Here is a 21,672-nt window from a genome sequence, read left to right on the forward strand (position 1 = left end):
ATGAAAGCGCTATGAATAGGGGATTAGTTCAACAGGCATTTAATGATTTTTTTAATCGCGCGGCCTGTGCCACAGTGGCTGATGTTAATCTTTTTCAGCTTTATCTATCTGAGCTTCGGGCGTATATCGCCGAACTTGAGCAAGCTTACGACCCTATCGATCAATGGTCGCTAGGGGAACTGAAAAGGGTAGAGGCATTCTTATTGTATAACCAGCAGTGGGTTGCAGGCGCAGAGAAAATACAGGATCCGTTGCAGCAAGCTTTTGCGGTTATTGCGCAGCATCGGCGGTTTTTAGAAGAGCATGACCTACTACCAGATTATCTTGAAAATTATTAGCCGAATGATAATTATTTTAAGAATTTTATTTTATGGGTGAAATAGGAAGATGATTTCATCCCTAATTTTTCCATCTTGCTATAATTATAAAATAGAATTATTGCTCTTATGAACTACAGTGTAAGTTAAGTGATATCATCATCTTGCCGTCACGGATTACATTTTTCCTCGCAAAACTCATACCACGTAAAATATATTTATTTTTTCATTCAATTTTTTTAACTATATTATTCATCTTTTATTTGCATGCGTTTTTATTTAATCCTGTAAACTCGATCTTAAATCTCTGATAGAAACATGGATAGTAGACAGGGGGCAGGGAAAATTACTATGCAGGCTCATCGATTTTCTATTATCAATCACCGGCAAACCCGAGTGACTCACATTATAGTGATGCCAGTCATTAGACTGTGCTGCCGCTTTTCCTCATTTTTTCCCGCGTCGTCAGACCGATATTTTCATAATTACGACAGTGCTGTCGTCATCCTCCTTAGATTTTATTTTCGGCGATCGACTATCGCCGAACGCAATCCTGCGCATCGTGTACCCACGATTCGCTGGTCACACCGTTGCCGCTTCAACGACTCATCGCGGTCGTTTTTCGGTACGGGTTTTATTCATTAAGTGAAGGAAATCACAATGCAATATACTGGGAAGTACCTGAAGAAAACAGTGCTGATGCTGGCCATGATGGCCGGGCTAAGCGTCGGGCAAAGTCAGGCTGCTGTCGAGCTGGAGACGCGTTCGCTGGATCAAATTTATAAGAGTGCATTGAGCGAGGGCGGTACGGTTACCGTCTATGCCGGTGGTGATGTGCAGTCACAGCAAGCGGGCTTCAAACGTGCGTTTGAGACACGTTTTCCTGGCATCAAGTTGAACGTGATTGTGGATTACAGCAAATATCATGATGCCCGTATCGATAACCAATTGGCGACCGACGCGTTGGTTCCTGATGTAGTGCAATTGCAAACCGTACAAAATTTTCCGCGCTGGAAAAAGGAAGGCGTGTTACTGAACTACAAACCACGGGGCTGGGACAAAATCTACCCAGAATTTCGTGATGCAGATGGTGCTTGGATCGGTGCCTATGTCATCGCGTTCAGCAATCTGGTCAACACGCAACTTCTGGATGAAAAGTCCTGGCCGCGCGAAGCCAATGACTATCTTCGTCCTAGTCTAAGAGGCAATTTGATTCTGGCCTATCCTAATGACGATGATGCGGTGCTGTTCTGGTACAAGCTGGTCGTGGATAAATACGGCTGGGACTTTGTTAAAAAATTGCAGGAACAGGATCCCGTCTACGTGCGTGGCACCAACGTGCCCGGCGCTGAGATTGCTACGGGAAAATATAGCGCGACGTTTACCAGTTCTGGTGCGCTCGTTCCGGCAGCGGATTCTGTGACCCGTTTTGTTTTGCCGAAGTCCGATCCTTTTGTGTCCTGGGCGCAGCGTGCTGCTATTCTTAAGCAGGCTAAACACCCTGAGAGCGCCAAGCTGTATCTAAGCTGGTTACTCGATCCGCAAACGCAGACTCAGGTTTCGCGGATGTGGTCGGTGCGTACTGACGTTGCACCGCCAGCAGGCTATAAGCCTATCTGGGAATACCGCAACACCCGTCCGCAGGCCTTTGCTGATTTCATGTACGATCGCGGTGCGGTCGAGCGCTTTCGCGCACAGTTGAGTCTGTATATCGGTGAGGTAAAAGGGGAACCTACTCCAGGCTGGCTTGGCCCACGTCCGACAGTGCCTTTGGTTAATTGATCGTTACCTTGCTTAACCGATCGTGTTTTTAATTAACCGATCGCTGGAATGATTGCGCTAATTAATGCTGCTCACGTTAAGTGAGCAGCATTATTAATGAATCATGGAAGGGCTACAGGAGACGACCAATGGCAATAAGCTACCATTGGCCTATTGAGGATTAACGCTTATTTCTTGTTGTTTGGCTTTAATGTCTCACCAACATTTAGCAGGAAGAGTTCGTTATCGCGCGTAGACACGCGGGTTGAACCATCTTCCATGCGGTAACCGCCTTCGGTGAAGCCTGCACCATTCAGGAACGGAGCAACGGACTGCGGTTGATTACGTATCGCGGCTTCCAACGCTAACAGCGCGTAAGGCTCGATGGTGTCGACATCAGCATATTGCCTGTTGGGCTCGGCCATGAAGAAGCCGTTTTTATAACGCGTACTGATAATGTTATCGCCCACTTTTTCCGCCAGCGACAAATAGTCCTTCACTTTGCTAGCCTGATACAGATCCAGTAGCGCAAACAGGGCATAAGGATCACTGTTCTTTGTTGCGAGATCTACTTTGACGTCCTTGCCCGGTGCTGAACCTAATTCACCCAACCCTTGGGCGCGAGCGATGCCGCGTGCAACACGCCACAACTCGGTATCCGGTGAAACGGTGTAGGCGCGAGCATACGAGAGCAAGAATGAGTTATCCGCAGGATAAGGTTTGAGTACGGTGCCTTTTTTACCGTAGTAACCGTCACGCGGCAGGACGTAGTTGGAGAGATCTTTGCCGTTAGCGAGCATCGGACGGAAGGTGTTATCGGACTCGTTGTAGGCATATTTAGCAAAGGCCTTGAGGCCATCGGTTGTCCACGTCAGTAATTCTTTGCCTTCCGCGCCTAAATCTTTACCCAGTTGGAGTTGCATGAGCGCATTTTCGGAATAGATTGTGCTGGTGCGTCCTTTCAGCATCATATTGCCTTCCAGCGCCGTTGGGCCGAACTCTGGGCCAAATTGACGCTGGGCGCGATCGCCGTATTTGGAATGCGTATCGGCATCATCGGTGGTTTCATCGCGCTTCAGCGCCTGCGTAAACTGATATACGCCAAGTCCGGTTGCTTTATCCCGTGGTAGCACATACTGCTGCGCCAGACGTTTTGCCCAGATCAGTGCGCCATCTTCTTTATTGTATTTATACAGTAAGGAAGCGGAATAGATCAGATCGTTACCGGCATTCAGGAAGCTAAGACCCTTGGTCGCGAAGAAGGGCGGCTGTTGCTCAAACGGGCTTTGCCAGAGTGCGCCTATTTTTTGCCCGTATTTACCGTGACGGCTGGTTTCCATGATCTTCCAGTCATAAACGTGCGCATTCCAGAAGCCGCGAATAAAGCGCGCGGTCGCCTCTTTATCGACGCTGAACATCAAATCGTAGTAGGGATAGGCATTTTTCAACTCATGCACCATCTCTTTTTCACTGGGGCCTTCCGGTTGCAGCGTTTTTAAATCAACGAAACGGTGGCCGCCCCAAATCAGCAGGCCGCTCTCATCCTGATAATGTTGGAAGTGATATTTCACTATCGCTTCAGCACGCTGCTTATAGCTGGGATTACCGCTCAGATTACTGAGCCCGACCAGCACGCGCATTAGGTTCTGCTGAGCGGAGAAGTTGGACAGCACGGCCTGACGACCATCAGGGAAGATCCACTCCATCTGTTTGCCAGTGCGAGGATCGACACCGTCAGCAAGCAGTGGCGTGGGCGATTGACCGTGATAATGGTCACCCGCTTTCGCTAGCACGTTGTCAACATACTGATTGACGGTGGTGAGACGGTCTGGTGTGGCGGCGCTGGCCTGTAAAGCGACCAGACCAGCAAGGAGCGACAGAGCAAATCTTTTCATTTTATTTACCTGTAATAGCTGTAATAGAGGGATCCTGCTTGGTTAGCAGGATCCCCGAGAAACAGTATGTAGCAGTAAGTCGTTGTTAGAACGTATAGGTGAAGCCGACTTTTCCTTTCCCTTCACGCGATTTCACATCGCGCCCGCTGGCGACATCTTCAACGCCAACGTGTGCTGTCCAGTTGTCGTTGATGGTGTAAGACACATCGAAATCCTGCTGATAATCATGCTTCTTGTTGTTTTGCAGCACGTAATCCGCGTGATAGTAGTAAGCGGTATACGCCAACGTGAAATTATCGAAGCCTTTGTAGGCGACGCCAGCTTCATAGCGTTGGCGGTGGGCGTCATCATCTGTGCTGGTGCGCTTGCTGCGGGTGATTTTTCTGAGGTCATAGCGATATTGCGCATGAAGATCCGTCTTATCAGTCACTGCCCAGGTCAGCTTCAGTCCTGGCGTGTAGCGTGCGCCGGAACTCTGGCTAGCGCCTATATCACCCACAGTGCCTTCGCCGCTGGTGCCGCCGGAGTAGAAGCGCGCTTCCAGATTCGGCGTCAGGGTTAATTCAGGCGTTAAGCTGTAGGCATAACCGGTATAAAAGGCATAAGAATTTGAGACCACATCATCGATGGCCAGATCTTTATTCTTATTATAAAAATTCAGCTCAACACCAACGTACAGGCCATTATCCATAAAATGCCGCATACCGATTTCATCACCGTGATAGCGATTCATTGTTCCCCAGCTATGTTCATAGCTGAGTTTGGTATCAGAAGCAGACGCGGAAATAGCATAAATTTGGGCAAAGAGAATACCAGCCACAAGGTAGCGTTTTTTCATTATGAGCACCATTAATATTGTTCGTTAATTATGAAAACTGTGCGCTGATAGACAAAACTCATTCATGAATTCGTTTCTTCATCAACGCAGCACGAAATACGGTATGTTTTCTTTATAAAATTCGGTATTTTTTAGAAAACGTAGTTGAAACCAACTTTGATTTTCCCCTGACGGCTTGATGATGTGCTGGATTGGTTAATATCATCATACTCAATGTAAGGAGTTAGCTGTTTGTTGAACTTATATTGAACTTTGAACTGATGTTCATAATCCGTTTTCCCATTATCGTAAATCGCATATTCTCTTTCCGTAAATTCACCCTTGCTGTATTTATACGATTTTGTGGTGTTATCACCGATATAGTAGTTAAACACGTAAGTCAGATTAATTTTATCCAAACCGGAATAGGTTACTCCTGCATCTAAACGGTGGCGTCCGGTATCGGATTTTGACAAATAAGATTCCCCTGCGTGACCATATTTGTCAGATGCGGAAATGGTCGAATAACGCGAGCTACGAGAAGGCTTTTTATATTCATAGCGGTAGCGGCCATAGGTGGACCAATCACTATTAATCCGATAGCCATATTTCAGCCCCGACTGATACATCATGGTTGAATTGCCGATGGAAAATTCAAAGCTAGGCGTTAAGGTAGCGGCCTTGCTGAGTTTGAAATCCTTGCCGATCACCATGCCGCCAGAGCCGCCCTGCATATCGTCATAGGCAACGTCGTAGTTGCTGGTCCCGCCTGCTGATGTACTGAATTTGACTTCGTATGACCAACCGCTAGTTTTCTTATGAATCAGCTTGATAGAGTCTGCGTGGCGGCGGGCTTCCGTCTTCCAGTTATGTTCATATTGGAAGGTGGTTTTGCCGTCGGTTTCTGCCTGGGTAAGAAAAGGCGCGAATCCGGCACAAACGATGAGTAGGTTACGTGTGTATATTTTCATTCTATCTTTCTCTTTTTTAATATACTCGTCATGCTTCAAGTTGCATGTGCGTTGGCTGCGTTCAAATCTGCTTCCGGCAGATTTGTCACCCGAATCACTTGCCGCCTGCCTGAAACTCGAATTATTTAGAGTATGGTAAATAATATTATTGGCGAGTGTAGTCTCTATCTTTAAAACCAGACAGTTGATGTCATTTTTTGGACGTAAAAATAGAATCACCAGGAATGATGATGACGCCATTAATAATGTCAGACAGAGGGTTCCCTGGGGAATCAGGTTTTATCAGTTCATTGATTACTCCTTATATATGATTTGAATTATGGATATCTCATCTATTGCAATGAGTGAATATCGATAATTTTTACCTTTTACTCGTCAATCTAATTAATCATCAGTCTTGATAATTAGGTTGTGTGGTATTATGGTGAAAAAGAAACACTGTTTCATTTGCACGGATCACACATTTAGTTACTCTTTGAAATTTTTTGTAATGTTTTTGGTCTGGTTATTGTACGGGAATGGAATAAGTGTAATAGCGAGCGCTGTTGTCAGATTGAGGAGGATATCTCTTGAGTGTTAATGACGATAATGATATGTAATTGAACGATAGTTAACCAATCATCTACATTATTTCCGCGATTCATCTCTTCGCCATCACCGTCATACGTCATTTTTGCCAAATCGGCAGGAAGCGTTTTCCACACGGTCACTCACGTGTTGGAACCGAGCAATATTTCCACACCTTACTGCTTGGCAATAGATCAGATCTCGAAACCTGGAGCGACTTCTTTCACCGGTTTTTTACACTCTTCAGGTTTTGGCTGATTCGCTGGTAGGTTTTTACAGTCTGGAGTAAAAGGATTCAGCGCATCGCGATTCAGATAGAGCACAAACAGGATCAGAATGAGGAGAGGGATCAGTATGCGTTTTCTTTTCATGGTTATTTTTCGTGGTTGCGTTGCAAAAAATGTGTGTATGTTACAAAACAGGAAAAATTCTAACGCGTTGCGTGGCTTTTGTCTTTAGCCGGCTCGGTTTCCACTCTATTGTAGTGATTCGACATAGCGAGAGTGGCGAGGTGAGGATGAAAAATATTCGATTTGCAGCGATTGGGTTAGCACACAACCACATTTACGACATGTGTCGTCAACTGGTTGATGCCGGTGCGGAACTGGTTGGCGTGTTCGATCCCGATCCCAATAACCGGGAAAAATTCATCTCGCTTTTCCCCTTCGTTCCTTTTGCGTCCTCGGCGGAACAGTTGATTAGTGATGCGTCGATCGATCTCATCGCCTGCGCGGTAATTCCCAGTGACAGGGCAGAACTGGCATTGCGCACGCTGGATGCGGGCAAGGATTTTTTCACGGCCAAGCCGCCGCTGACCTCGTTGGTACAGTTGGATGCCGTCCAACGTCGGGTGGCGGAAACGGGTCGTAAGTTTGCCGTGTACTTTAATGAACGCATCAATGTGGATAGTGCGTTATTTGCCGGTGAACTGGTACAACGGGGTGAGATTGGGCGAGTGATTCAGACAATTGGCGTCGGTCCACATCGTGAACGCGGCGCGCGGCCTGACTGGTTTTATCAAAAGCGCCAGTATGGCGGGATCCTCTGTGATATCGGTATCCATCAAATCGAACAGTTTCTCTATTTTACCGGCAACACCGATGCGCGTGTGGTGACCAGCCAGACGGCGAATTATCACCATCCGCATCATCCCGAATTTGAAGATTTTGGCGATGCGATGCTGCTTGGCGAGAATGGGGCAACGGGCTATTTCCGCTGTGACTGGTTTACGCCGGATGGCTTGAGTGTCTGGGGCGATGGTCGCTTGACGATACTGGGCACGGAAGGCTATATCGAAATCAGGAAATATGTCGATCTCACGCGCGGCGAAAACAACGTCGTTTATCTGGTGAATGGTGAGGGGGAACAGCGATTTACCCCCGCAGGCAGCGTCGAACGCCCCTTTTTCCCGGATTTTTTGCGGGACTGCCGTGAACGCACCGAAAACGCGATGTCGCAGTCGCATATCTTCAAGGCAACAGAGCTGTCGATTCTGGCGCAGCAGGCTGCGAAGAAGATTGCCTGACGATTGCACGACCACTATCCGTCAATCCGGCAGACTGGGGATTATCTGAACCGGGGCCGCTAAATTTTGTGATGCCCAGATCCTGTGTCTGAAGGTGGCTGGGCTACAGCCCATGACAATTTTAAATTTCATACAAAAATACGCGCTGTCCGTAAAACCCGCATTTTCAGCAATATCGACAATTTTTAACTCTGTCGAGGAAAGCAACCGGATAGCATGCTTTATTTTTTTTAATAACATATATTGTTTAAACGTCATGCCAAAGTAACTTTTAAATAGCCGAGAAAAATAGGATTTAGACCAGTTGCAGGCAGCGGAAGCCTCCGCCGTTGTGATCTCAGACACTGTGTTGTTTTCCAAGCTGTACAGATATTTTATCAGGCTTGATGCACTAGACGTAACATCGTGGTTACTTTCATTTTCTTCCTGACTTTCAAAAGAAAACACCAGTTCAATAAATGACGCTAATAATTTCGTTATCAATAGTGATGACCTGTTATGGGTAAACAATTCATTGCACCAGGATAGTAGTGTATCAATACGTGCTGCATTTCTTTCGTCAACATGGAAGACAAGGGGTTTTGATTTTTTTAGTGAGGGAATTGAGGCGTTGGTTTCATTGATGAAATCGTTTTCAAATTGGAACAAATAACGCAAATGATTGGGTTGAGGCGATAAAAACATATCATGAATGACGAGGGCTGGCACAAAGATGAGCGTGTTATCTTTAATTTTATACTGGTTGTCGTTAATGGAAAATAGCCCATCCGATCTTCTGAACCACATAATTTCATTCATGAAGTGATAGTGTGGGATAACATCGCAGCCGTTAAATTGCAGAACGTCATCCTCTACCAGCGTATAAAGTTCCCCCGTTAAAACAGGAATGATTTCGTAAATGGGATGTTCGTCACTCATAAGGTTCACTTTCATTATATTTTTATCTTTTTTTTATACATATCATCCCGGATGAAAATCAATAACCTGATTTTGAGGATGAGAGAGTAAGCCTACTCTGAATCCCCAAAAAGGTTGAGCTCTGTCAAATTGATGTGGGGGAGTTATGTCTGATTCTGCAATAAGTATTAAAGAAAAAATAGGGTATGGATTAGGGGACACGGCCTGTAATTTAGTCTGGCAGACTGTGATGCTGTTTATGGCTTACTTTTATACGGATGTTTTTGGTTTATCGCCTGCCCATATGGGGACCATGTTTCTCGTGGTTCGGGCGATTGATGCGGTCATTGACGTTGGTATTGGTGCCATGGCGGATAGAACGAGAACGCGGTTTGGGCAGTTCAGGCCTTATATTCTCTGGTTCGCCATTCCGTTTGGCGTGGTTTGCACGCTGACGTTTTATACGCCTGATTTTAGCTACACCGGGAAACTTATTTACGCTTATACGTCTTACCTGCTGCTGTCCATCGTCTACAGCGCGATTAATGTGCCGTACTGTGCGATGATTAACAACATCAGCAACGACTCCCGCCAGCGGGTTTCTCTCCAGTCATGGCGGTTTTCGCTCAGCGCCATCGGCGGGTTAATCGTCTCTATCTCCGCGTTGCCGCTGGTAAAATACATTGGCAAAGGCAATATCCAGGAAGGCTATTTCTACACCATGATGGTATTCGGTGCATTGAGCGTTGTTTTCTTTTATCTCTGTTTCTCCAACATTCATGAGCGATATATTTCCCCGATAGAACAAAATTCTGGGTCTGTCTGGCGTGATTTTAAAACGCTGTGTGGGAATCGTGACTGGCGTAGCATGTTCACGTTAAACGTCGTCAACCTGATTGCGGTGTTATTCAAGGGCGGTAGTGCGATCTATTATTGTAACTATGTATTAAATCGCCCGGATATCAGTACGTATTTATTAACCACGGCGATCATTTCTGGAACCATCGGTGCATTCATATCACCACACGTTTTTAAAAATATTGATAAGGTGAGAGGATTTAAATATGCGATGTTCCTGGAAGCTATTTTACTGATTGCCATCTATATCATCACTCCCGATATGCTGTGGCTGATATTTTTCACTGTGATACTGGTGAATATCATTCAAGGGGCGGCGACGCCATTGCAATGGGGAATGATATCGGACGTGGTTGACGTATTGGAAAAAGAGAGTGGCAGGAAATTAAGTGGCATTGTATTTTCCACCAACCTATTTGCTATTAAGTTAGGTATCGCACTGGGCGGCGCATTTATTGGCTGGCTATTGTCATGGAGTGGTTATATCGGTGGGGCTGACGTTCAGTCGGGAAACGCTGTTAATACCATTGCGCTTCTGTTCTCTGTTTATCCGGCGATACTGGTTTTTAGTCTGGTGATTATTATGAATCATTATACCTTGAATGACGCCAGACTTGAGGCAATAACGAAGCCCTGAAAGTAAATCTTACCGAAAATGCAAATCCACAAGCAATATTAGCTATGCAGATAATGCTACCTGATACTATGTGATTTAAGAATAGATTATAACGGAGTGCTTTATGATCAAAAATCCCATTTTTAAAGGATTCAATCCCGATCCGTCTATTTGTCGCTGTAATAATGATTATTACGTTGCTGTTTCTTCTTTTGAATGGTTTCCCGGAATACCGATTTACCATTCTACCGACTTAAAAAACTGGACGTTGCATACCCATATTTTAAATGATGAAAAGAAAGTTGATTTAACTCGACTGCCTTCAGCAAAGGGAATTTGGGCACCATGCCTCACCTGGTGTGAAGAAGAACAGCTTTTTTACGTCATTTACGGCGTTATGAACTCGATGCATGGTCGATATTTCGATGTAGACAATTATCTGATTACGGCACCGGACATTACGGGTCCCTGGAGCGAGCCTGTCTATTTGCATTCTGGTGGTTATGATGCCTCCATTTTGCATGACGATGACGGGCGGAAATGGATTGTCGCTGTCGATTGGGAAACGCGTGATGGCTACAATGGCGCGATTTCTCTGGTGGAATATTCGCCAGAAACGCAAGCCATCATCGGTTATCCGAAAAGGATCTGGTCGGGTATGACGGGGATTGGTGCAGAAGGACCGCATCTGACAAAACGAGGCCATTATTATTATCTGATGTGTGCGGAGGGCGGCACGGGCTACGGGCATTGTGTGACGATGGCGCGAGCGGAACAGGTCTGGGGGCCTTATGAAAGCGATGCGGGTAACCCAATTCTCACGTCGGTGAATCCGGCGCTATTTGAAAAAAATAACGCGGAATATGAGAAGCCCGATTTTTCGATTTTAGGCGTGAAAGACTATCTGCGGCCGGAGTGTTTTAACCCAGAGGTGAAAATACAAAAGGCGGGTCATGGTAGCTATGTCGAAACGCCAGAAGGAGAGGTGTATTTGGTCCATCTCTGCGCGCGGCCTTTTCGTCCAGAGTTATGCTGCCCCTTAGGGCGCGAATCGGCAATACAGAAAATGCGCTGGACGACAGAGGGGTGGATGCGGTTGGAAGGGGATGACAACATGGCGAAAGCCGTGGTCGAACCGAGCGCCTTACCTGAATCGCCGTCAGTCGTAACGCCTGCGCGCGACGACTTTAATGATGATACGCTCGCACTGCATTACTACGCTCCGCGAATTCATCCTAATTCATTTACCGACCTGACAAACCGGGCCAGCTATGTTTGTTTACGCGGGCAGGAATCGCTCAGTTCCACGAATAAAGTCAGCTTACTGGCCAGAAAGTTAACCTCTGTTTATACGACAGTGAAAACTAAAATGTGCTTTACCCCAGAGGTGTTCCAGCATAGTGCAGGACTGGTGTTGTACTACGACAATATGAACTACCTCTATTTACAAAAGCACTATGACGAAGAACATCGGTGTGCGGCACTTTCCGTTATTCACATGGAAAATGGCGCGAAGCGGGAAGACTGGCATGCCAGCGCTCGGCTTAATGCCGACGCGGTGTATTTACGGCTGACGATTGAAGGGCGGTCGATTTCCTTCGGCTGGTCGTATGACGATGTACATTATCAATCGGTCGGGAATGTTTACGAAACGATCAAGTTTTCGGATGAATACAGCCAACATGGCGAGTTTACGGGGACGTTTGTTGGGATCGCCTGTGTAGACAGCGTGTTGCATCAGCATACTGCTGCGTTTGATTTCTTCGATTATCAGGCGGATGAAATCCGAGATGTTGAATAAATCACGTCAGAGATAAACGCGGCAGTCGCGTATTTTCCGCGAGTTAAGCCATAACAACCGTGCTCTGTGATGGCGCACGATTGTTCCTTTTCTGTGCATGCTAATGAAATGAACTCATTTAATTACATATAAATCAATAGAGTAAAAACTGGCATAGTTTTCGCTTTAGTGAATTCAATCTTGTATACCAGATGGGATTCACACTATGCCAAGAATGACGGGATTCACGCTTCAGGAATGGAAACAGCATTACCAACAGCAGGCCGATAGCGTTGGCGAGACGTTAAGTTCACTGCTTGCTAGCCTGTCGGCGGACGATCCGGCGTGGATCGTGCTGGCGACACCTGAGCTGATTGAGGTGCAGATCGCGGCGCTATTACCGCGATATCGTGAAAACCCAGACGCGCTGCCGCTGTTTGGCGTTCCCTTCGCTGTCAAAGACAATATTGATGTTGCAGGCTGGCCGACGAGCGCGGCGTGTCCGGCATTCACCTATCTGGCCGACAAGGATGCGATTGCCGTTGCCAAATTAAAAGCGGCAGGGGCCATTGTCATTGGTAAAACCAATCTCGACCAGTTTGCCACTGGGCTAGTCGGTACGCGCTCACCGTTTGGCGCAGTGCCGAACACCTTTAATACGGACTATATCAGCGGCGGTTCCAGTTCAGGATCGGCTTCGGTAGTCGCGCGTGGACTGGTGGCGTTTGCGTTGGGTACCGACACCGCCGGATCGGGGCGTGTTCCCGCAGGTTTTAACAATATCGTCGGTCTGAAGCCGACCAAAGGGTGGCTATCGGCAAGCGGCGTTGTACCGGCTTGTCGTCTGAATGACACCATCTCCGTGTTCGCGTTAACGGTCGAAGATGCGTTTACCGTCGCGGAACTGGCTGGCGGATACGATGCAACAGATGCTTACTCGCGCCGCCATCCGGGGAGTGCGCCTGCCGCACTGCCAACCGCACCGCGTTTTGCTATCCCCAGCGATCCGACCTTTTTTGCCGATGCCACCGCACAGGCAGCCTGGCAGCACGCGCTGGCCGAAGTTGAAGCGACGGGTGCGACGCTGCACCCTATCGATTTCAGTGTATTCACGCAGTTGGCAGAGCAACTTTACCAAGGCCCTTGGGTGGCAGAGCGCACGGTGGCTGTTGGTGACATGCTACGGCAGCCAGAAAGTATGGATCCGGTGGTGCACGGTATTGTGGCGAGCGGCGAGCGTTTCAGTGCGGTAGAGGCTTTCAAAGCCGAATACCTACGGGCTGAACTGGCACGTCAAATCCAACAGACGCTGGCCGCGTTCGATGCGTTAGTTGTACCGACCTCGCCGACCATCCACACGCTTGAGGCGATGAAGCAGGAACCGGTGCGCTACAACTCTCAGTTGGGAACCTACACCAACTTTACCAATCTGGCCGACCTCTCGGCGCTGGCATTGCCTGCCCCTTTCCGTGCCGACGGCTTGCCCGCAGGTATCACACTGATTGCACCCGCCTGGCACGACCGTGCGTTAGCGAGTTTTGGTCTGCGCTGGCAGGCACAACTGGCGCTCACGCTGGGCGCAACCGGAAAACCGCTGCCTGCCAGACCGGCCACATTACTACCTTCCGCATTGCACGTTCGTCTCGCCGTTGTCGGCGCACATCTAACGGGCATGCCGCTGAACCATCAACTGATCAACCGGGATGCGGTATGGATAGAAGAGACGCATACGGCGGGAAACTATCGTCTTTATGCGTTGGCGAATACGCAACCGGCTAAGCCCGGTTTAGCGAAAAGCGCCGATGGCGCGGCGATTGTCGTCGAACTGTGGGACATCCCGCTGGCACGTTTTGGTGAGTTTGTCGCAGAGATTCCCGCGCCGTTGGGAATTGGCACGCTGACGTTAGCGGACGGGCGACAGGTTAAAGGTTTTATCTGTGAACCGACTGCGCTGAGCGACGCCGTGGATATCACGGAGTTCGGTGGCTGGCGCAACTGGCTTACCCGTCAGGAGGCGTCTCATGTTTAAGACCGTACTGATTGCTAACCGCGGTGAGATCGCCTGCCGCGCGATTCGCACGCTGAAGCGCTTGGGGATTACCAGCGTGGCGATATATTCCGATGCGGATAAAAACGCGCAGCATGTGAAAGACGCCGATATCGCCGTATCGATTGGCGGGGAAAAGGCCAGCGACAGCTATCTGTGTATCGATAAAGTGCTTTCGGCAGCACAACAGACGGGGGCCGAAGCGATCTGGCCGGGCTACGGTTTTCTATCCGAAAGCCTGCCGTTTGCCGCCGCGTGTGAAAAAGCGGGTATCGCGTTTGTTGGGCCAACGGCGCAGCAAATTGGCGAGTTTGGCCTGAAGCACCGCGCTCGTGAATTGGCTGCCGCCGCTGGTGTGCCGATGACACCGGGAACGCCGCTGTTGGCCTCACTGGAGGAAGCACGGGTCGCGGCAGAGGAGATCGGCTATCCGGTCATGCTGAAAAGTACCGCCGGTGGCGGGGGGATTGGCCTGACGCGCTGTGCGGATACCGCCGCACTTCACGCGGCGTGGGAGAGCGTGCGCCGGTTGGGCGAGCAGTTCTTTAGCGATTCCGGCGTATTTCTCGAACGCTGCATCGATCGGGCCCGGCATGTAGAAGTACAGATTTTTGGCGATGGCAAAGGCCGCGTGGTAGCGCTGGGCGAACGTGATTGTTCATTGCAGCGGCGTAACCAGAAAGTGGTGGAAGAAACGCCCGCACCGCATTTGCCGGACGCTACACGCGCGGCGCTACTGGCTTCGGCGGTAAAACTTGGTGAACTGGTCAACTACCGCAGCGCGGGGACGGTGGAATTTATCTACGACGCCGAACGGGATGCATTCTTTTTCCTCGAAGTGAATACCCGTTTACAGGTTGAACATCCGGTGACGGAGTGTGTTACCGGGCTGGATTTGGTCGAATGCATGCTGCGCGTTGCGGCAGATGAACCGCTGGATTGGGCGCAGTTCGCACAACTCCGGCGTGGCGCGGCGATTGAAGTGCGTATTTATGCGGAAGATCCGCTGAAAAACTTCCAGCCCAGTCCCGGCGTACTGACCGAAGTGGCGTTTCCTGATGACGTGCGGGTTGACGGCTGGGTGAGCACCGGCACCGAGGTGTCGACATATTACGATCCGATGATCGCCAAACTGATCGTTCATGAGGAAACCCGTGAACTGGCGCTGGAGAAGATGCAGCAGGCGCTGAACGCTACACGCTTGCACGGTATTGCCACCAATCTGGATTATCTGCGCCAGATTATCACCACCGACGCGTTCCGTAGTGGAACGGTATGGACGCGGATGCTCGATAGCTTTACGCCGTCTGCGTCAGTGATTGAAGTGATTCACCCCGGTACCTGGAGCAGCGTGCAGGATTATCCTGGGCGGCTCGGCTATTGGGATATCGGCGTGCCACCGTCCGGTCCGATGGATGATTTCGCGTTCCGGTTGGCGAATCGCATCGTAGGTAACGATGCGGCAGCGGCAGGGCTGGAATTTACGCTACAAGGGCCGACGCTGCGTTTCCACAGTACAGCGGTGATTGCGCTGACGGGGGCTGACTGCCCGGCCATGTTGGATGGTGACATCGTACCCTATTGGCAGCCCGTTACGATCATGGCTGGGCAAACGCTGACGCTGGGGCGTGCGCAGTCTGGCTGCCGCACTTATTTGGCGGTACGCAACGGCATTGATGTGCCGCAATATCTCGGCAGCCGTTCGACTTTCGCACTCGGAGAATTTGGCGGTCATGCAGGAAGAACGTTGCGCGTGGCGGATATGCTGGCGATTTCGCAACCCACATTGCCAGCCTGCACCACGCCCGCGCCAGTGAGCGCCCCGCAGGCCGTGGATACCGCGCTGATCCCACAGTATGGCAACGACTGGCGGATTGGCGTGCTCTACGGCCCGCATGGTGCACCGGATTTCTTTACCCACGCGGCGATCGACGAATTTTTCGCGGCGGAATGGCAGGTGCATTACAACTCGAACCGATTGGGCGTGCGTCTGGTGGGACCAAAACCAAGCTGGACGCGGGCGAACGGCGGCGAAGCTGGCTTACATCCCTCTAACGTTCACGATTGCGAGTACGCCATCGGCGCGGTGAATTTTACCGGCGACTTCCCGGTGATCCTCACGCGAGATGGGCCGAGTCTGGGCGGGTTTGTCTGCCCGGTCACGATTGCCAAAGCGGAACTGTGGAAAGTCGGTCAGGTGAAACCGGGCGATCGTATCCGTTTTCATCCCATCAGCGCAGAGGAGGCACTGGCGCTGGAACAGGCGCAGTCTGCCTGCGTGTCCACGTTGGGCGTAGCTCACGCGCCTGCCTTTGATGTTCCCTCGTTGGCGACGACAGAACATGGTTCCGCCACGGTGCTGGCTGCCGTGCAGGCCACGACGACCACGCCAGCCGCCGTTTACCGTCAGGCAGGTGATAACTACATTCTGATCGAATACGGTGAGAACGTGTTGGATCTGGCGCTGCGGCTGCGTATTCATTTGCTGATGGTTGCCATTCGTGCTTCTGAGACGGTAGGAATAGAGGAACTGTCACCTGGTGTGCGTTCGCTACAGGTGCGTTATGACAGCCGAATTCTCCGCCAGCGTGCACTACTGGATGTGTTACTGCATCTGGAAAGCCAGCTCGGTGACGTCAGCCAGATGACCGTGCCGTCGCGCATCGTCCATTTGCCGATGGCGTTTGAAGATAGCGCCACGCTCGGTGCGGTTGAACGCTACCGTGAAACGGTACGCGCCCGTGCGCCCTGGCTGCCGAATAACGTCGATTTCATTCAGCGTATTAACGGCTTATCGAGCCGTGATGATGTGCGCGACATCATTTTTGATGCCAGCTACCTGATTCTGGGACTGGGCGACGTTTATCTCGGCGCGCCCTGTGCGGTGCCGGTCGATCCACGCCACCGTTTGCTGAGTTCCAAATACAACCCTGCGCGCACCTTCACTGCCGAAGGCACGGTCGGCATCGGTGGTATGTACATGTGCATCTATGGCATGGATTCGCCGGGCGGCTATCAATTAGTGGGACGCACGCTGCCGATCTGGAACAAATTCCTCAAAAACGATCAGTTCATCACCGATGAACCGTGGCTGCTGCGCTTCTTCGATCAGGTGCGGTTTTATCCGGTCAGCGAAGGCGAATTGACGACGCTGCGTGAGGATTTCCGCGAAGGCCGCGCCGCGATCCACATCGAAGAAACCACGTTTGATTTCGCTGAACACACGCGTTTTCTGACCGAACAGGCCGACGATATCGCCGCGTTTCGTCAGCGTCAGGCATCTGCATTTGAAACCGAAGTGGCGCTGTGGCAGCAGGAGGAGGACAGCACGCCGCAGGAGGACATTTTAATCACGCCTGTAGAAAACGACGAAGACGCTTTTCAGGTCAGTGCGGACATGAACGGCAATATCTGGAAAGTACTGGTGAATGTCGGCGATGCCATTGAAGCCGGACAGCCGCTGATCATCGTTGAAGCCATGAAAATGGAACTGACGATTAGCGCGCCGCAGTCTGGCCGAGTGAAACGCATCGGCTGCCAGCCGGGGCGACCAGTCAGGCCCGGTGATGCCTTACTGTGGCTTGAATAAAGGACTGGCTGAAATAAACGGCGGGACGGAGAAACGATGCGAACAGGCACACAGAAAAGCAGCAAAGATCGCCCGGAAGCGCTGGCGGCACGGGTGTATCAAACGCTGAAAAACGACATTTTCGATTTTCGCCTCATGCCGGGCGATCGCTTTAGTGAAAATGAGATTGCCGAGCGGATGTCGGTTAGCCGCACGCCAGTGCGTCAGGCGCTGTTCTGGCTGGAGCAGGAAGGATATGTCGAAGTGTATTTCCGCAGCGGCTGGCAGGTTCGCCCATTTGATTTCGCTTATTTTGAGGAACTGTATGACTTCCGCATTGTGCTGGAGCGCGAAGCCATTCGCCGGCTGTGCGGGATGCCGCCAGGCCGTTGCGCGGAGTTACTGGCTGACCTGAAACGCTTCTGGATTGAAGAATCACGTCTTGATGACGGCAAGATCGTATCCCGTTACGACGAAGCCTTTCATCGGGGGCTAGTTGCGGCGGCGGGCAATAGCGAAATGGCGCGCGTTCACGGTGAACTGACGGAGAAAATTCGCATTATTCGCCGCCTTGACTTCACCCGTGAGGATCGCATCGATGCGACCTATAAAGAGCACGCCCAGATTTTGCTGACGATATTGCAGCAACACACTGAGGAGGCGCAGCGCATTCTCACCGACCATATTGCCGTTAGTAAGGCCGAAGTCAGGAAGATCACCTTGCATATGCTACAGCAGGCGCGGCCTCAATCTACTTCAACGCAATCCGCCTCACCTGATGCATCACACGATTCCATTCTCACTCAACATGACTTAAGGGCTAATAAATGAAAAGACGTTCATTGCTAAAAGTTTTTGCGCTTTCCGCGACGGTAGTGGGTATGGGGCTAACCTGGAGCGTGCAGGCGGCGGACACCATCAAAGTCGGCATTATGCATTCACTGTCCGGCACAATGGCGATTTCGGAAACGCCACTGAAGGATGTGGCGCTGATGGCTATTGATGAAATCAACGCCAAAGGCGGCGTGCTCGGTAAAAAGCTAGAACCGGTCGTGGTCGATCCCGCGTCAAACTGGCCGCTGTTTGCCGAAAAAGCGCGTCAGTTGCTGACGCAGGATAAAGCGGCGGTGGTGTTTGGCTGCTGGACATCGGTGTCGCGTAAGTCGGTGCTGCCCGTGTTTGAAGAGCTAAACGGTTTGCTGTTCTACCCGGTGCAGTATGAGGGAGAAGAGATGTCGCCAAACGTGTTCTATACCGGTGCGGCACCCAATCAGCAGGCGATCCCAGCGGTGGAATACCTGATGAGCGAAGACGGCGGGGCAGCGAAGCGTTTCTTCCTGCTGGGGACCGATTATGTGTATCCGCGTACCACCAACAAGATCCTGCGCGCGTTCCTGCATTCCAAAGGCGTGCAGGACAAGGATATCGAGGAGGTTTATACACCGTTCGGCCATAGCGATTATCAGACCATCGTTTCCAACATTAAGAAATTCTCAACGGGCGGTAAGACCGCAGTGGTTTCTACCATCAACGGCGATTCCAACGTGCCGTTCTATAAAGAGCTGGCTAATCAGGGTATCAAAGCGACCGACGTGCCTGTTATCGCGTTCTCGGTCGGCGAAGAGGAACTGCGCGGTATTGATACCAAACCGCTGGTCGGTCATTTAGCCGCGTGGAACTACTTTGAATCGGTAGATAACCCAACCAATGCCGATTTCGTAGAAGCCTACAAAGCCTATGCCAAAGCGAAAAACCTGCCGAATGCGGGGACGGTGGTGACTAATGACCCGATGGAAGCGACCTATGTTGGTATTCACATGTGGGCGCAGGCGGCAGAGAAAGCGGGTACCACGGACGTGGATAAAGTACGCGTTGCAATGGCGGGTCAAACTTTTGCCGCACCGGATGGCTTTACGCTGACGATGGACAGCACCAACCATCATTTGCATAAACCCGTGATGATTGGCGAAATTGAGGAAAACGGTCAATTCAACGTGGTCTGGCAAACTGATAAACCGGTGCGCGCCCAGCCGTGGAGCCCGTACATCGCCGGTAATGATAAGAAGCCCGATCATCCAATCAAAGCCGCACAGTAAATTTGAGTTTCAGGTCTTAACCATTTTGTTATCTGGCGTAAAAAATTATGCATCGGTGAGTATGACCGCCGAGTGAGCGGCATGGATGCCGCGAGAGTCAGTGCCGCGTCGGGAACGCGTCACTGGCGGCTCGATTAGCGGTCATAAACATCGATGGCACCGCGTAGCGGCATAATTTAGCCGGAAGCCTGGGTTCGCAGGGCGGCGGCGATTGAGCGCCCTGCGTCGGGCGCGTATGCGGTATGCATATGAATGGCGGCGTTATAGCGCACGAAATGCTCACAGTGCCAGCATAAAGGTATGGCTGTGAGACTGTTGGATATAGAAGGCAAAATAAATGATGCCGAATAGATATTTCCTCTCTTATATGGCGGACATTGCGATGATTAATCGTCAATTATCTACGTTTGTGCTGTCGCTGTGTCTGATGCTTCCTTGGTTGGCACAAGCTGGGCCTGCGACCGATTTCACCGCCGCCAGCCGCACACAGCAGGCCGAACTGTTGCAGCAATGGGCCGCAGCGCCGGAACCTGCGCGGTTGCCACTGCTACAGGCGCTGCGCGACGAATCGGTGGTGCTCGATCGGGACCAGCAGCCGTTTAGGGATGTGCAAGGCACGTTAATGCCGCTGGAAGGGCATGCTCAACCGGTGGGGGCGACCAAAAAACTGTTTATGAATAACCGCCTGCGCGTGCTAGTTGCTACGGCGTTAGCCTCGCACCAGTTAGTCAGTGATGATGCGGCCACTCGGCTGAATGCGGTGCGGCAATTACAAAGCGACAGCCGTGCGGAACAATTGCCGCTATTGGTGCAGCGCCTTGAGGTAGAGAAAGACGCACAGGTACACGATGCGCTGAATATTGCGATTGCCACTCGGCAACTAAGCGATGGCGAACCGCTGGTGCGTCTTGATGCAGTCAAACGATTAGGGCAGACCGGCGATCCGCAAATGCAGGCACTGTTACAGCCGTTGACGCAGGTGCAGAATGAGCCAGATACCGGTGTGCGTGCGGCAGCGCAAGAGAGTCTGGATCAGATTAAGCAAAGTTTGATCGTTGGCGATTTGCTAGGGCAGGCATTTACCGGGCTGTCACTCGGCTCGATTTTGTTGCTGGCGGCATTGGGGTTGGCGATCACTTACGGGTTACTGGGCGTCATCAACATGGCGCACGGTGAAATGCTGATGTTGGGCGCGTACTCGACCTGGCTGGTGCAGTCGCTATGCCAGCAGTTTGCGCCCGCCTGGTTGGCGTATTATCCGCTGCTGGCATTGCCTGTCGCTTTCTTTATCACGGCGGGGGTCGGCATGGCGTTGGAGCGCACGGTGATTCGTCACCTTTATGGTCGTCCGCTGGAAACGCTGCTGGCAACCTGGGGGATTAGCCTGATGCTGATCCAACTGGTACGGATGCTGTTTGGTACGCAGAATCTGGAAGTGGCAAATCCCGCATGGTTATCTGGCGGACTTCGTTTGTTGCCAAATCTGGTACTGCCGTATAACCGCATCGCGGTGATTCTGTTTGTGCTCGGCGTGCTGCTGCTCACTTGGCTGCTACTTAATAAAACCCGTCTTGGCATGAATGTGCGGGCGGTGACGCAAAACCGGGCGATGGCAGACTGCTGCGGTGTGCCGACCGGACGCGTTGATATGCTGGCCTTTGGTTTGGGCTCTGGCATTGCTGGGCTGGGCGGCGTAGCGCTGTCGCAATTGGGCAATGTCGGGCCGGAACTGGGACAGGGTTACATCATCGATTCATTCCTCGTCGTCGTGCTGGGTGGTGTCGGGCAACTTGCGGGAACGGTAGTGGCTGCGTTCAGCCTCGGTATTCTCAACAAAGTGCTGGAGCCGCAGATCGGTGCGGTACTGGGCAAAATCGTCATTCTGCTACTGATCGTGCTGTTTATTCAGAAACGGCCACAGGGGCTGTTTGCATTCAAAGGACGGGTGGTTGACTGA

General features: G+C 50.9%; 15 protein-coding genes. 10 read left to right on the forward strand and 5 right to left on the reverse strand.

Annotated features, from left to right (window positions below; genetic code table 11):
• Positions 1-11 precede the first annotated feature (11 nt).
• Positions 12-338, forward strand: a complete 327-nt coding sequence (locus A8F97_RS06095) for a hypothetical protein (RefSeq protein ID WP_033071577.1) — start codon at positions 12-14, stop codon at positions 336-338.
• A gap of 639 nt (positions 339-977) precedes the next feature.
• On the forward strand, positions 978-2,099 hold the full coding sequence (locus A8F97_RS06100) for an ABC transporter substrate-binding protein (protein WP_015730584.1): 1,122 nt from the start codon (positions 978-980) through the stop codon (positions 2,097-2,099).
• Between the two features lie 167 nt (positions 2,100-2,266).
• Here A8F97_RS06100 and A8F97_RS06105 read toward each other — a convergent pair whose 3' ends face one another.
• From A8F97_RS06105 to A8F97_RS24415, 4 genes are all read right to left on the reverse strand, one after another.
• Positions 2,267-3,973, reverse strand: coding sequence for a pectate lyase (locus A8F97_RS06105; RefSeq protein ID WP_014700145.1), 1,707 nt, complete (start codon positions 3,971-3,973; stop codon positions 2,267-2,269).
• Between the two features lie 85 nt (positions 3,974-4,058).
• Entirely contained in the window at positions 4,059-4,811 is a 753-nt protein-coding gene (locus A8F97_RS06110) for an oligogalacturonate-specific porin KdgM family protein (protein ID WP_033071576.1), read from the reverse strand.
• Between the two features lie 131 nt (positions 4,812-4,942).
• Entirely contained in the window at positions 4,943-6,001 is a 1,059-nt protein-coding gene (locus A8F97_RS06115) for a porin (protein WP_015730583.1), read from the reverse strand.
• A 521-nt stretch (positions 6,002-6,522) separates the two neighbouring features.
• Positions 6,523-6,699, reverse strand: a complete 177-nt coding sequence (locus A8F97_RS24415; protein ID WP_015730582.1) for a hypothetical protein — start codon at positions 6,697-6,699, stop codon at positions 6,523-6,525.
• Positions 6,700-6,845: 146 nt separating this feature from the next.
• Between A8F97_RS24415 and A8F97_RS06120 the strand changes: the two genes are divergently transcribed.
• Positions 6,846-7,853, forward strand: a complete 1,008-nt coding sequence (locus A8F97_RS06120) for a Gfo/Idh/MocA family protein (RefSeq protein ID WP_015730581.1) — start codon at positions 6,846-6,848, stop codon at positions 7,851-7,853.
• Positions 7,854-7,874: 21 nt separating this feature from the next.
• On the opposite strand, the gene A8F97_RS06125 is transcribed toward A8F97_RS06120, so the two are convergent.
• Positions 7,875-8,771 (reverse strand): AraC family transcriptional regulator, encoded by an 897-nt coding sequence (locus A8F97_RS06125; RefSeq protein ID WP_033072045.1) that lies wholly within the window; start codon positions 8,769-8,771, stop codon positions 7,875-7,877.
• Positions 8,772-8,916: 145 nt separating this feature from the next.
• Between A8F97_RS06125 and A8F97_RS06130 the strand changes: the two genes are divergently transcribed.
• From A8F97_RS06130 to urtB, 7 genes are all read left to right on the forward strand, one after another.
• A complete protein-coding gene (locus tag A8F97_RS06130; protein WP_033071575.1) occupies positions 8,917-10,245 on the forward strand; it encodes an MFS transporter in 1,329 nt (442 codons plus the stop codon).
• Between the two features lie 103 nt (positions 10,246-10,348).
• Entirely contained in the window at positions 10,349-12,025 is a 1,677-nt protein-coding gene (locus tag A8F97_RS06135) for a glycoside hydrolase family 43 protein (protein WP_033071574.1), read from the forward strand.
• Positions 12,026-12,230: 205 nt separating this feature from the next.
• Positions 12,231-14,033: an allophanate hydrolase gene (gene atzF / locus A8F97_RS06140; RefSeq protein ID WP_033071573.1), complete on the forward strand. Its 1,803-nt coding sequence runs from the start codon at positions 12,231-12,233 to the stop codon at positions 14,031-14,033.
• On the forward strand, positions 14,026-17,640 hold the full coding sequence (gene uca / locus A8F97_RS06145) for an urea carboxylase (RefSeq protein ID WP_033071572.1): 3,615 nt from the start codon (positions 14,026-14,028) through the stop codon (positions 17,638-17,640). The genes atzF and uca overlap by 8 nt, the downstream gene beginning before the upstream one ends.
• A 36-nt stretch (positions 17,641-17,676) precedes the next feature.
• Positions 17,677-18,450, forward strand: coding sequence for a GntR family transcriptional regulator (locus A8F97_RS06150; protein ID WP_033071571.1), 774 nt, complete (start codon positions 17,677-17,679; stop codon positions 18,448-18,450).
• Complete coding sequence (gene urtA / locus A8F97_RS06155) at positions 18,447-19,715, forward strand: urea ABC transporter substrate-binding protein (protein ID WP_015730574.1); 1,269 nt, start codon at positions 18,447-18,449, stop codon at positions 19,713-19,715. The genes A8F97_RS06150 and urtA overlap by 4 nt, the downstream gene beginning before the upstream one ends.
• A gap of 367 nt (positions 19,716-20,082) precedes the next feature.
• A complete protein-coding gene (gene urtB / locus A8F97_RS06160) occupies positions 20,083-21,672 on the forward strand; it encodes an urea ABC transporter permease subunit UrtB (RefSeq protein WP_050512683.1) in 1,590 nt (529 codons plus the stop codon).

Source organism: Pectobacterium parmentieri, assembly GCF_001742145.1.
Taxonomy (GTDB): Bacteria; Pseudomonadota; Gammaproteobacteria; order Enterobacterales; family Enterobacteriaceae; genus Pectobacterium; species Pectobacterium parmentieri.

What these genes read in the sequence shown, in the direction of transcription:
- A8F97_RS06095 (WP_033071577.1), top strand. Translation starts at nt 12, where the DNA reads ATGAATAGGGGATTAGTTCAACAGGCATTTAATGATTTTTTTAATCGC.
- A8F97_RS06100 (WP_015730584.1), top strand. Translation starts at nt 978, where the DNA reads ATGCAATATACTGGGAAGTACCTGAAGAAAACAGTGCTGATGCTGGCC.
- A8F97_RS06105 (WP_014700145.1), bottom strand. Translation starts at nt 3,973, where the DNA reads ATGAAAAGATTTGCTCTGTCGCTCCTTGCTGGTCTGGTCGCTTTACAG.
- A8F97_RS06110 (WP_033071576.1), bottom strand. Translation starts at nt 4,811, where the DNA reads ATGAAAAAACGCTACCTTGTGGCTGGTATTCTCTTTGCCCAAATTTAT.
- A8F97_RS06115 (WP_015730583.1), bottom strand. Translation starts at nt 6,001, where the DNA reads ATGGCGTCATCATCATTCCTGGTGATTCTATTTTTACGTCCAAAAAAT.
- A8F97_RS24415 (WP_015730582.1), bottom strand. Translation starts at nt 6,699, where the DNA reads ATGAAAAGAAAACGCATACTGATCCCTCTCCTCATTCTGATCCTGTTT.
- A8F97_RS06120 (WP_015730581.1), top strand. Translation starts at nt 6,846, where the DNA reads ATGAAAAATATTCGATTTGCAGCGATTGGGTTAGCACACAACCACATT.
- A8F97_RS06125 (WP_033072045.1), bottom strand. Translation starts at nt 8,771, where the DNA reads ATGAGTGACGAACATCCCATTTACGAAATCATTCCTGTTTTAACGGGG.
- A8F97_RS06130 (WP_033071575.1), top strand. Translation starts at nt 8,917, where the DNA reads ATGTCTGATTCTGCAATAAGTATTAAAGAAAAAATAGGGTATGGATTA.
- A8F97_RS06135 (WP_033071574.1), top strand. Translation starts at nt 10,349, where the DNA reads ATGATCAAAAATCCCATTTTTAAAGGATTCAATCCCGATCCGTCTATT.
- atzF (WP_033071573.1), top strand. Translation starts at nt 12,231, where the DNA reads ATGCCAAGAATGACGGGATTCACGCTTCAGGAATGGAAACAGCATTAC.
- uca (WP_033071572.1), top strand. Translation starts at nt 14,026, where the DNA reads ATGTTTAAGACCGTACTGATTGCTAACCGCGGTGAGATCGCCTGCCGC.
- A8F97_RS06150 (WP_033071571.1), top strand. Translation starts at nt 17,677, where the DNA reads ATGCGAACAGGCACACAGAAAAGCAGCAAAGATCGCCCGGAAGCGCTG.
- urtA (WP_015730574.1), top strand. Translation starts at nt 18,447, where the DNA reads ATGAAAAGACGTTCATTGCTAAAAGTTTTTGCGCTTTCCGCGACGGTA.
- urtB (WP_050512683.1), top strand. Translation starts at nt 20,083, where the DNA reads ATGGCGGACATTGCGATGATTAATCGTCAATTATCTACGTTTGTGCTG.